Genomic DNA, 329 nt, shown 5'->3' on the forward strand with positions numbered 1-329 from the left:
CACGGAGCTTTTCCATGGCTCGTTCCGTTCGTTCTTTTTTGCCGACACCGGCATAGACAAGAGGTAAAGCCACATTGTCTAAGGCTGATATTTTGCCGAGAAGATTAAAATTCTGGAAAACGAAACCGATACTTTTATTACGGGTAACAGCCAATTCATCATCCGATAAATGGGCGACTTCTTTGCCACCTAATTTATAGGAACCCGAGGTAGGGCGATCGAGACATCCCAGAATGTTCATGAGTGTAGACTTACCGGATCCGGAAGGCCCCATAAGTGCTGCAAATTCGCCTTCTTTAATTTGTAGAGTAATGCCTGCCAGGGCAGCG

At 46.2% G+C, this 329-nt stretch carries 1 protein-coding gene; it reads right to left on the reverse strand.

Going from position 1 to position 329, the window contains the following annotated elements; all coding sequences use genetic code 11:
- On the reverse strand, nt 1-329 hold a 329-nt coding region (locus PGX78_RS08685), incomplete at both ends, for an ABC transporter ATP-binding protein (RefSeq protein WP_333524037.1).

Source organism: Megasphaera sp. AF13-6AC, assembly GCF_027685385.1.
In the GTDB taxonomy this organism is placed as follows: Bacteria; Bacillota; Negativicutes; order Veillonellales; family Megasphaeraceae; genus Megasphaera; species Megasphaera micronuciformis.